We start from the raw sequence: 12,678 nt of genomic DNA on the forward strand, positions 1-12,678 counted from the left end.
ACCTGGTCACCTGGTCACCGCCAGGCAGTACGCCTCGTCGGTGGCGAGGAGGTTGCGGTGTGTGTCCTCGGCGGTGACGACGCCGTCGTCGAGGACGAGGACGCGGTCGGCGACGTCCAGGAGGGCGGGGCTGCTGGTGATCACGAGGGTGGTGCGGTCCCGGCGCAGCTTGGCGACGCCCCGCGCGATGAGCTGTTCGGTCACCGCGTCCACCGCCGTCGTCGGATCGCGCAGCACCAGGACGTCGGTGTCGGCGGCCAGCGCGCGGGCCAGGGACAGCCGTTGGCGCTGCCCGCCGGAGAGGTTGGCACCCCGGTCGCGGACGGCGTGGTCGAGCCCTTCGCGGTGCAGGGCGACGACGTCGGTCAGCATCGACGCCTCGACGGCTTCGGGGACCGTCCCGCTGGTGCCCGACGGGTCGATGTTGGAGCGCAGGGTGCCCGCGAAGATCTCGCCGTCGTACGGGTTGACCAGCAGGTGCTCGCGGATCCCCTCGACCGACAGGTCCGCGAGGTCCCGTCCGCCGACCCGCACCGTCCCCTCGTACCCGTCGGGCGGCACGTTCAGCGCGAGGACCGCCGCGAGGTCGGCCGCCGCGCGCGGATCGTACGCGGCGACGGCCACGAACTCGCCGGCCCGGACCCGGAACCGCACCTTGCGCAGCGCCCCGTGCCGGACGCAGTCGACCTCCAGGTCACCGCCCCGGGCCGGTCGCTGTGCCCCCGGTGTCGTCACCGGCGGTGCGGTGAGGACGAGCGCCATCCGCTCGGCCGAGGCACGCGCGATCATCACGTACTTCGGCATCTCCGAGAACAGCTTCAGCGGTTCCATGATGAACTGCGCGAGGCCCACGGCCATGACCAGCTCGCCGATGGTGATCCGGCCCCGGAAGGCCAGCCAGCCCGCGGTGAGGGTCACGGCGGCGGCGAGCACCGCGTTGAGGGCCAGTGCGGTGCCCGCGTAGACACCGCTCACCCGGGCGACGGTGACGGACTGCCGCCTCGCCTCCGCACTGACCTCGCGGTAGGAGCGGAACGCCGCGTGGTTGCCGCCGAAGCCGTGCAGCGGGCGCAGGCCGATGATGAGGTCGGCGACCTTGGCGCCCGCCCGCGCCACCCGGGCCTGCTGCTCACGGGTGCTGGAGCCGATGCGTCTGGACATCACGCTCAGGACGGACAGGATCGCGACGGTTCCCACGACGACCAGCAGCCCGAGCCGGAGGTCGGCCAGCCCCAGCGCGAGGGCCGCGATCAGCACCGCCACCAGCGAGCTGATCAGCAGCGGCACCACCTCGATGATGTCGGCGGTCTGGTCGGCGTCCTCGGTGGCGATGGTCAGCACCTCGCCGGACTTGAGGTCGGCGTCCCTGGCCACCGGCTGGAGCCCGCAGCCCGCGACCCGGACCCGCCAGCGGTGCGCCTCGGTCGTGTTGGCCTTCTGCAGGATCCGCATCCCAAACCGCCAGGACAGGGACACGGTCGTGATGATGACGGCCAGCGCTGCGACGGAGACGCCGAGCGCGTCGAGGCTCCGGTCCCGCATCGTGTGTTCGACGATCAGGCCGAGCGCGATGGGGAAGGCCGTCTCACCGGCCTGGTAGAGGCCCATGAGGAGGGTGCCCCAGGCCATCGCGCCGACGTTGCGCCGCAGGGCGCTACGGAGGATGTCGGACCCCGCGCGGGGCCGCTGTGTGTCAGGAGTCGTCATCGAGGTGGCGGGCAATCGCTTCCGGGGTTCGCAGGGTGAACAGATCGCGGATGGTGATCACTGGACCGTACTCCCGGCGAAGCAGTCCGGTCAGCCGCACCGCCAGCATGGAGTGCCCGCCGAGGGCCATGAAGTCGCTCACGGCGCTCACCTCGTCGTCGTCCAGGTCCAGTGCCTCGGCGAAGAGTTCGCACACCGTCGTCTCGGTCTCCGTCTCCGGTGCGCGCTCCCCCGCCGTGGTCAGCGCACCCAGCGGCTTGGCCTCCGGGAGCGCCTTGGTGTCGGCCTTCCCGTTCACGGTCAGCGGGATGGCGTCGACCCGGGCGTAGTGGGTGGGGCGCAGGAAGTCCGGCAGCCCGGCGCCCACTTCGGCGGCGACCTCGGCCAGGTCGGCGCCGTCCAGCACGAGGTAGGCCGCCAGCCGGTGGGCGCCGTCGACCTGCGGGTCGGGCTGGGCGACAGCGGCGGCGAACCGCACCGCCGGGTGGGCGGCGAACACGGCCTCGACCTCGCCGGGTTCGACCCGGTGGCCGCGGATCTTGACCTGCTGGTCGGTGCGGCCGAGGTACGTCAGGTTCCCGTCGGGCCGCCGCACCACCAGGTCGCCGGTGCGGTACATGCGCTCGCCGGGGGCGCCGAACGGGCAGGCGACGAAGCGGTGCGCGGTCTGGGCGGGCTGCCCGAGGTAGCCGCGCGCGATACCGGTGCCCGTGACGTACAGCTCGCCGGGGACGCCGTCGGGCAGGGGGCGCAGCCACGGGTCCAGCACGTACACGTCGGTGTTGTCGATCGCCACGCCCACCACCGGGTCCGGGCATTCGAAGGTGCCGACTCCGAGGGTGTTGATGGTGTACTCGGTGGGTCCGTACAGGTTGTAGCCGACGGTCCCCTCGGTCTCGGCGAGCCGCCGCCACAGCGCCGGGGTGACGGCCTCGCCGCCGAGCAGCACCAGCGCGGGCCGGCGGGCCGGGTCGTCGAGCAGACCCTCGGCGACCAGTTGCTGCGCGTAGGTCGGGGTGACGTTGACGACGTCGATCCCGTGCTCCAGGCAGTACGCGACCAGCCGGGGCGCGTCGCGGCGCAACTCCTCGTCGCAGATGTGCACTTCGTGGCCGTCGGCGAGCCACAGCAGCTCTTCCCACGACATGTCGAAGGCGAACGACACGGTGTGGGCGACGCGGAAGGTCCGGTGGCCGTGCCGCGCCAGGACCGGTTCGAAGATCCGGCGCTGGTGGTTGACCAGCATGTTGGTGAGTCCGGCGTACTCGGTCACCACCCCCTTGGGCCGGCCGGTCGAGCCGGAGGTGTAGATCGTGTACGCGGGGTGCCGCAGCCGGTCCGGGTCGTCCGGCGCGAACGTCGTGAGCGGCTCGGCCTCGGGCAACGGCCGGTCCAGCTCGACCAGGTCGACCTCCCCGGTGAGCCGGTGCGCGACCGCGCTCACGGTGAGCACGACCTCGGGGCGGGCGTCCGCGACGATCGCGGCGATCCGCTCGTCCGGGTGGTCCAGCTCCAGCGGTACGTAGGCGGCGCCGGTGCGCAGGACGGCGAAGAGGGCCACGATCGAGTCGAGGGAGCGCGGGAGGGCGAGGCCCACCATCGTCTCGGGTCCGACGCCGCGCCGGGCCAGCACGCCCGCCACCGCCCGGCTGCGGTCCCGCAGCTGGGCGAAGGTCATGGTGGAGCCGTGGGCGACGAGTGCCGTCCCTCGCGGGTCCCGGTCGGCGGCGCGGTCGAAGCGGTCCACGACGGTGTCCGTGCCGATGTCGGTGCGTGCGGCGGGTTCGGGTGCGGGGACCAGGCCGGGGAGGGCCCCGACCGGCTCCGCGGACCCGGTGCGCCCGGCGAGGTCGTCGAGCACGCGCAGGTAGTCGTCGAGGAGGCGCCGGGCGCCCGCGGTGTCGTGGTCGCGGTACTCCAGTTTGACGGTGAGCCGGTCGCCGGGGGTGACCACCCAGGTGAACGGGTAGTGGGTGGAGTCGTCGGCCCGCACCGACGTGATGCCGTGCCGGGCGTTCATCTCGGCGAAGGCGTCCGGGTCCAGGAAGTTCTGGAGCACGAACAGGTTGTCGAACAGCGTGTCGTGACCGCCGGCCCGCTGGATCTCGCCGAGCCCGAGGTGCTCGTGCTCCATGGCGTCGACCCTGGCCGCCTGCACCGCCGTCAGATAGGCGCGGACCGTGTCGTGCGGCCGGGCCCGCGTCCACATGGGCACGGTGTTGAGCAGCACGCCGACGACGTCGGCCAGCCCTTCGCCCTCCCGGCCGGAGACGGTCACGCCGAAGACGGCGTCGGCGCGGCCGGTGCGGGCGCCGAGGAAGAGGCCGAAGGCGCCGGTCAGCACCGAGTTCAGCGTGACGCCGTAGGTCCTGGCCGCCGACCTGAGCGCGTCCGACCGTTCGGCGGTCAGCGTGTGCACGAGTGCGCGGGGCAGGTCGTCGCAGAGGGCGGGCGCCGGTCCGGCGAGCAGGGTCGGTCCGGACAGTCCGGCCAGGTGGCGCGCCCAGAAGCGTTCCGACGGGGCCGGGTCCTTGGCGGCGAGGGCCCGGGTGTGGTCCTCGAAGCCGGGCGTGGCCGGCACGGCGTCGAGGGGCGCCCCCTCCAGGACGGCACGGTAGGCGTCGAACAGGTCGCGCAGCACGATCTCCCGCGACCAGCCGTCCCACAGCAGCAGGTGGTAGCTGAGCAGCAGGCCGTCGCGGTCGTCGGGCAGCCGCACCACGGTCAGCCGGATCAGCGGCGGCTCGCCGGGGTCGAATCCCCGCTCCCGGTCCCCCAGGCGCAGGGCGTCGACGTCCGCGTCCGTCCCCGCCTCGACGGTGCGGACCCCGACCCGGCGGCCCGCGGCGAGGACCTGGACCGGGTTCCCGTCCTCGTCCGTGGTGAAGCCGGCGCCGACGGCCGGGTGCCGTGCGAGCACGTGCTCCATCGCCCGGGACAACGCGTCGGCGTCCAGGCGCCGTTCGAAGGTGAAGTAGCTCTGGGCGACGTAGTGTCCGGCCGGGCCGGTCAGCTGGGCCTGGAAGTACAGGCCCCGCTGGAGGGGGCTGACCGGTGCCGTGCGCTCGGCCGTCGCGGCGGCCTCCGCGATCCGTTCCAGCGCGCGGCGCCAGTGCCCGGTGATCTCGTCGGGGACGCCCTCGGCCAGGGTGAAGGCGGCGTGCAGGCTGCCGGTGGCCGCGTCGGTCCACGCGTTCACCTCGACCGCGTACGGGGTGGCGCCCTCGTCTGTGTCCGTGAGGCGCGGAGCGTCGGACTCGCCGCCCCGGCCGAGGTAGTTGAGGAGGACCTGCGGTCGGGCGGTGAGCAGCGGGGCGGTCTGCGGGTTGAGGTACCTGAGGGCGCCGTAGGCGACGTGGGCGCGCTCGTCCGGCCGGCGTTCGGCGACCTCGCGTGCCGCGGCGACGGGGTCGGTGTGCGCGGTGAGCCGTACGGGCGCGATGGCGGTGAACCAGCCGACGGTGCGGGTGTAGTCGTGCCCGTCGAGGGCCGGGACCCTGCCGTGCCGCTCCAGTTCGACCGCCAGGTCGGTGGGCGTCGGCTGGACGCGGGTCAGCGCGGCGCGCAACGCCCCGCACAGCAGCTCGGTGAGACCGAGACCCAGCGCGACCGGTGCGGTACGCGTGACGCGGTCGCTCACGCCGGGGGCGAGTACGACGGTCCGCTCGCGCGGGTTCACCGCGGCGGGCAGCGGGGTGGGGGCCTGGAGGGTGGTGATCCAGTGGGCGAGGCCGTCGGTCTCCTCACCGGACCGGTGGGTCAGTGCTCGGGCGTACTCGGCGTAGGGCGTGGTCTGCGGTGCCGGGTCCGCACCGCGCATCGCGTCGGCCAGGTCGTCCAGCAGGATCAGCCAGGACACGGCGTCTACGGCGAGGTGGTGCACGGCGACCACCAGCGTCCGGGTCGCCTCCAGCCACGTGAAGGCGACGACGTCGCCGTTCTCCGGGTCGAGACGGTCGGCCGCCCGGTCGGCGGCGCCCGCCGCGTCGGTCCCGGTTCCGCGGACCACGGTGACCTCGCCGACGGGTTCGGTGCGCAGGGACCACGCCCCGTGGTCGACGCGCAACCGCAGCCGCAGCGCCGGGTGCGTGGCGACCACGGCACGCGCGGCACGCTCCGCGTCGGCGAAGCCGGTGCCTTCGGGCGCCGTCAGGGTCCTGGCCTGGGCGAACCGGGCGAGCGATCCGCCCAGTTCACGCCGGCGCAGGATGATCGGCGTGGGCGGAAGCGGGCCGTCCTCCTGGCGGGCCGACGCGGACGCCTCGGACCGCGGGGTGCGGGTGCCCAGGTGCTCGGCGAGCGCGCGGGGCGTCCGGAGCAGGAACACGTCGCGCGGCGTCATCGGCAGGCCGAGCGCCCTGGCCCGGTTGATCACCGTGATGGCGACGATGCTGTCGCCTCCTGCGGCGAAGAAGTCCGTGTCGGCGTCCGGGGCGCAGCCGGGCAAGGCCGCGGCGAAGATGTCGACGAGCGACGCGAGGGCGGAGGCGGAGGCATTGCCGTGGGCCGGCGCGCCGCCGTCCGTGGCACCGCCGTCCCACGCACCGTTGCTCGTGGGCGGCGTCAGTGCCGCGCGCTCGGTCAGCGCCCTGCGGTCGAGCTTCCCGTTGACCGTCAGCGGCAGGGCGTCGACGGGCAGCACCCGGCCCGGCACCATGTGCGCGGGCAGCTTCGCCGACAGCAGCGCGGTGAGGTCCGCGGGCACCCGGCCCACGACGTGCGCGACCAGGTGGTCCTCGCTGTCGGCGACCGTGACGGCGGCGTCGGCCACGCCGTCGAGGTCCCGGATCGCGGCCTCCACCTCGCCCAGCTCGATGCGGAACCCCTTCAGCTGTACCTGGTCGTCGGCGCGGCCCACGAACTCCAGCTCGCCGTGGAGCGTGCGGCGGGCGAGGTCGCCGGTGTGGTACATGCGGGAGCCGTCCGCCCGGAACGGGTCGGCCACGAACCTGCCCGCGGTGAGCCCCGGCCTGCCCAGGTAGCCGAGCGACACCTGGTCGCCGGCGACGTAGATGGCGCCCACCCGGCCTGGCGGCACCGGACGGAGCCGGTCGTCGAGGAGGTGGGTCACCAGGCCCGGGACCGGGCCGCCGATGGGGCTGGTGGCGGCCTCCCCGGCGGCGAAGTCGGCGGCGGTCAGCACCCGGTGGGTGACGTGGACGGTGGTCTCGGTGATGCCGTACATGTTGACCAGTTCGGGCGATTCGGTGCCGTGCCGCTCGACCCAGCCGCGCAGCCGCCCGAGGTCCAGCGCCTCGCCGCCGAAGATCACCCGGCGCAGTGCGGGCAGTGGTCCGCCCGCGTGCCGGTCGGCCTCGGCGAACCGGTGGAACGCCGACGGGGTCTGGTTGAGCACGGTCACCCCGCGCTCGCGGACCATCCGGTGGAAGTCGACCGGGGAACGGGTCAGCCCGTACTCCGGCACCAGGAGTTCACCGCCGTGCGCGAGCGCGCCCCACAGCTCCCAGACCGCGAAGTCGAAGGAGAAGGAGTGGAACTGGACCCACACGTCGTCCGGGCCGAAGCCCATCAGGGGCCGGGTGTTGGCGAGCAGCGTCACGACACTGGAGTGCGGGACGACGACACCCTTGGGCCGCCCGGTCGATCCGGAGGTGTAGATGACGTACGCGGGGTCGTTCCAGCCGGCACCGGGTCCGGGCTCCGCCGCGGTGGGCGGGTGGTCCTCCCCCGGTACGAGCACGCGGGCCGGCACGCCCGCGCGGTCCAGCAGCCTCGTGAACCGGTCGCGCCGGTCCGGGTCCACCACGACGACCTGGGGGGCGGAGTCGGCGAGGACGTACTCCAGGCGGTCGTCCGGGTACGCCAGGTCCAGCGGTACGTAGGCCCCGCCCGCGGCGACGACGGCGATCAGCGCGACGACCTGCTCGACGGAGGGCGGCACGGCGACGGCGACCCGCCGGCCGGGACGGACCCCGGCCGCGCACAGGGCCGCCGCCAACTCGTCCTTGGCCGCGGCGAGTTCGCCGTACGTCAGGCACCGGACGGAGCCGTCGAGGGCGCACTGGGTGACGGCGGTGGCGGCCGGGGCGCGGCGGGCCGCGGTGTCGAACAGTTCACCCAGGGTGGTCGGGGCGACCGGCTCGGCGCGCCCGGAATCCTCGGATGCCAGGTCGGCGACCCGGGCGTCCGGCCGGGTGAGCAGAGCGGTGAGGTTCCGGGTGAAGGTGCGCAGGATCTCGCGGACGCCGCTCTCCTCCAGCAGCTCGGCGTCGTGGATCAGGCTGAAGCGCGGGCGGCCGTCCGGCGTGCGTTCCACCACCAGCGTCAGCGGGTAGTGCGGGGCGCCCTCGTTGACGATGCCGGTGACGGCGAGGGTGTCGCCGGGCCGCCGCAGTGCGTCCACGTCGGTCGCCACGTCGAACACCACCAGGGTGTCGAAGAGCGCGCCCGCGCCGGCCCGGCGGGCGATCCGGGCCAGTGAGACGTGCTGGTGCGGCAGTACCGCGCTCTGGTGTGCCCGGACGGAGGCGAGCAGTTCGCGCGCGGTCGTGCCGCCGGCCCAGCGGGCGCGCAGGGGGACGGTGTTGATGAGCAGGCCCACCATGCCCTCGATGCCGGGCACGTCCGCGTCGCGGCCGGAGACCGTGGAGCCGAACACTACGTCGTCGCTGTGCAGGATGCCGCCCAGGGTCAGGGCCCAGGCGCTGTGCACGGCGACGCTCAGCGGTACGCCGGCCGACCGGGCGGCCGCGTCGACGTCGGTGTCCGCCGTCATGGCGATGTCGGCGAAGTGTGCCGAGGGCGGGTGTCCCTCGGCGATCAGCGACGGGCCGGGGAGTCCGGCCAGTTGCTCGTCCCACACCCGGTCGCTCACGGCGTCGTCGAGCGCGGCCAGGTGGCGCACGTGCTCGGGGAATCCGCCGAGCACGTGTGCTGAGCCCGGCGCGTGGTATTCGGCCAGCAGGGTGCGCAGCATGGGCGGCACCGACCAGCCGTCGGCGACGATGTGGTGCACCGTCTGCACCAGGACGTGCCGGCCGGCCCCCGCGCGGATGAGTGTGTACCGCATCAGTGGGCCGGTGGCCAGGTCGAATCCGGCGCGGCGGTCCCGCTCGGCGTGGGCACGGATCTCTTCGTCGGTGATGCCGGGCCGGTCCAGGGTGGTGAAGGGCGCCTCGACGCCGCTCTCCAGCACGCAGACCACACGGCCGTCGGCCAGGGCCACGAAGCGCGCGGCGAGGTTCGGGTGGAGGGTGAGCAGGCGGGTGGCCGCCGTCGCCAGCCGCTCCGGGTCCACCTCGCCCTCCAGCGTGAGCAGTTGCTGCTCCACGTAGCTGCCGGTGGCCTCGTCGTCGTAGACCGAGTGGAAGTACAGGCCCTCCTGCAGCGGGGTCAGCGGAAGGATGTCCCGCAGCGCCGGGCCGTCCAGCGCGTCTACGTCGGCCTGGGTGAGCGGCAGCGGGCGGAAGTCGCTGGGTGAGTGGCCGCCCTCGTCCAGCGCGGCGAGACCCGTGAGCGCCTCCTGGTAGTAGGCGCCGAGGGTGCTGATGTCCGCGTCGGTGAACATGCCGTCGGGCCAGGAGATGGCGGTGACCAGCTCGTGGGCTCCCTTGGGACCGGGTTCGGCGATCGCGTTGAACTCCAGGGCGCGGGGCAGCCGCATCCGCGGGTCGCGCCGCTCGCCCAGCTGACCGGTGGTGCGGGCGAGTTGCCAGTCGCCGGACGAGCCCGCGTCGAAGCGGCCCAGGTAGTTGAAGAGCACCTGCGGTGCGGGCGCGTCGAAGTCGACGTGGGCCAGATGGCGCAGGGCACCGTAGGAGACGCCGTTGTCCGGAACGCGCGCGAGGTCTTCCTTGACCGCCTTGAGCGCGGCGGCCAGGTACCCGGGTGCGGTGGGGTCCGGGGCCGTGCCGGGGTCGACGGTCACCGGGAAGAGGGTGGTGAACCAGCCGACGGTCCGGGAGAGTTCCGGCTCGAAACCGGCGGTCGGGGCGACGAACCGGGACTCGCGGCCGTGGCCTTCGAGTTCGATGTGCGCGAAGGTCTGGTCCTGGCCGAGGTCGCGGCGGCGGCGGGCGAGGGCGACGGCGAGCGCGGTCACCAGTACGTCGTTGACACCCGCGTGGAACTTCGCGGGGGTCTCGCCGAGGAGCGCGGCGGTGGTCCGCGCGCCGACCGCGACGGTCCGGGTCCGCTCGTGCGCCACGGTGTCGTCGTCGGACAGCGCGCGTCTGCCCAGCGGCTCGTCGGGTCCCGGCAGGGGGCGGCGGAAGCAGGCGCTGTCCGCGTCGAACGCGGCGCGTTCCAGCAGCTGGGTCCAGCGCCGGAACGAGGTCCCCTCCGCCGGGAGTTCGAGCGGTGTGCCCGAGGTGAACTGCCGCCATGCCGTGGCCAGGTCGTCCATCAGCACCCGCCAGGACACACCGTCGATCACCACGTGGTGGACGACGACGGCGAGCTGCCGTGCCTCGCGGCGCCACACGGCGCGCAGCATCGCCCCGCCCGTCGGGTCCAGTTCCCCGGTGGCGAGGGCGAGGCACTCCTCCAGTGGCCGGCCGCTCTCCCGCCAGAGGGCCTCGGCCGGGACCGGTTCCGCCTCCGGGATGTCGAAGCTCCAGCGCTCACCGCGCACCAGCCTGGCCCGGAGCATGGGGTGCCGGCGCACGACCGCGGCGAGGATCGCGTCGAGGGCGTCGCCGGTGAGGTCCGCCGGGGTGTTGAGCACGACCGACTGGACGAAGCCGTCGATCGCGTCCGTGGTCTCGCCGAGCCACTGCACGACCGGCGATCCGACGACCGTTCCGGTCGCCACGTCGCGGTGGTCCACTGCCGTGGTGCCCTCGCGGCTCGCCACCGCCGCCAGCGCTCCCAGCGTGCTGTGGGTGAAGATCTGCCGGGCGGTGACGTGGAGTCCGGCGTCGCGCAACGCGCTCAGCAGCGAGATGGCCAGGATGCTGTCGCCGCCGAGCCGGAAGAAGTCCTGGTCGACCCCCACCTGGTCCAGCTGGAGCAGGGCCGCGACCGCCCCGCACACCGTCCGTTCCTCGTCGGTGCCGGGCGGGACGAGGGAGGCCGTGGTGATCACGGGTTCGGGCAGCGCGTTCCGGTCGAGCTTGCCGTTCGCGGTGAGCGGGAACTCGTTCATCACCACGACGTGGGCGGGCACCATGTACTCCACCATGTGCTCGCCGGCCCACGCCTTGACGTCGTCCGCGCGCAGGTCCTCGTATCCGGTGGCCGGGATGACGTATCCCACCAGGTAGGTGCCGCCCGCCGTGTTCTTCTTCGCGACGACGCAGGTGTGGCGCACGTGGGGGTGCTCGGCGAGGCCGATCTCGACGTCCTCGATCTCCAGGCGCATGCCGCGGATCTTGATCTGGTTGTCCGCGCGGCCGAGGAAGTCGAGCGTGCCGTCGGGGGCGAAGCGGGCGAGGTCGCCGGTCCGGTACAGCCGGGAGCCGTCGTCGGCGAAGGGGTTCGCCACGAACCGGGAGGCCGTCAGGCCCGGTGCGTTCACATAGCCGCGCCCCAGCAGCAGCCCTCCCGCGTACAGTTCGCCGCCGACGCCGACCGGGACCGGGCGCAGTTCGTCGTCCAGGACGTACAGCCGGGTGTTGGGGTTGGCCCGGCCGATCGACGTCGACAGGCGCTCGGCCGCTCCCCGGTAGACGACGTGCGAGACTCCGATGGTCGTCTCGGCGGGGCCGTAGCCGTGGTACAGGGGGATGTCGAGCCGGGTGCGGAAGCGCTCGTACAGTTCGGGCGTGAGCACCTCGCCGCCGCACCAGACGTGCCGGAGGCTGTCGAGGCTCCCGGAGTCGCCCGTCATCTCCAGCAGCACGTCCAGCATGGACGAGACGAGGTAGGTGAAGGTGACGCGCTGTTCGGCGATCACGCTCAGCAGGTGGTGCGGGTCGCGTTCGCCACCGGGGCGCAGGACCACCAGTCTGCCGCCGCTGACGAGGGGCAGGAAGATCTCGTTGATGGAGATGTCGAAGGACAGCGGCGCCTTGAACAGGGAGGCGTCGTCGGGTCCGAAACCCAGGATCTCGTGGATCTGCCACAGCAGGCGCTCGCTGATCGCCTCGTGCCGGATCATGGCGCCCTTGGGCCGCCCGGTCGAACCCGAGGTGAAGATGACGTAGGCCAGGGCGTCGCCGGGGGGTGTGATCCCGGTCCCCTCGGTGGGATGGGCGCCCAGCCGCCAGTCGCCGAGGTCGACGGCCACGGCTTCCGGTTCCCCCCGGGCGTGCCCGCCCGAGGAGTTGAGCTGTACGACGACGCCCGCGTCCTCGATGACGACGGCCCGGCGTCCGGCGGGCCAGTGCGGGTCGAGCGGGACGAACGCGCCGCCCGCCTGGAGCACTCCGAGCAGTCCGATCACCATTTCGGCGGAGCGTTCCAGGGAGACCCCGACGACGTCTTCGGCGGTGAGTCCGCGGGCGATCAGGTGATGGGCCAACTGGGCGGACAGCTCGGCGGTCTGGCGGTAGGTCAGGGTGCGGTGTCCGTCGACGACGGCCACGGCGTCCGGCCTGGCGCGCGCCTGTGCGCGGAACATCTCCACCAGGGTGGGGCGGTCCCGGTCGGCGTCGGTGTCGTTCCACCGGGCGAGGAGCTCCAGCCGCTCCGCCGGGCCGGCGGGGCCGATGGTGCCGAGCGGGCGGTCCGGGAAGTCGGCGAGGTCGTCGAGCGCGAGCTGAGCGTCCTCCGGTACGACGCCCTCCGGGAGGCCGATGGTCCGGCCGTCCGCGCCGACGGCCCACCCCGCGGGCGCCGTACCGCCGTTGTCGGTCCAGCCGAGCACGTCGGTGAACAGGGTGCTCGCGGTGAGGTCGAGTCCGGCGGGGCCGCGGCCCGAGGCCCAGTACGCCAGTGAGACGGCGCACGCCTCGGCGACGGCCCGGTCGGAGAAGTCTCCGGTGCGCCGGCGTATGCCGGTCAGGTGCCTGGGAGAAAGCCGTACGAGAGAAGCGGTCGGTTCCATCATCGAAGACTCAACGCCCCTTC

General features: G+C 73.6%; 2 protein-coding genes. Both read right to left on the reverse strand.

Going from position 1 to position 12,678, the window contains the following annotated elements; all coding sequences use genetic code 11:
• Window positions 1–6 precede the first annotated feature (6 nt).
• On the reverse strand, window positions 7–1,707 hold the full coding sequence (locus ACZ6IM_RS15580) for an ABC transporter ATP-binding protein (protein ID WP_469556967.1): 1,701 nt from the start codon (window positions 1,705–1,707) through the stop codon (window positions 7–9).
• Window positions 1,694–12,658: a non-ribosomal peptide synthetase gene (locus ACZ6IM_RS15585; RefSeq protein WP_469556969.1), complete on the reverse strand. Its 10,965-nt coding sequence runs from the start codon at window positions 12,656–12,658 to the stop codon at window positions 1,694–1,696. The genes ACZ6IM_RS15580 and ACZ6IM_RS15585 overlap by 14 nt, the downstream gene beginning before the upstream one ends.
• Window positions 12,659–12,678 lie beyond the last annotated feature (20 nt).

The organism is Streptomyces sp. NPDC042336 (assembly GCF_055581985.1).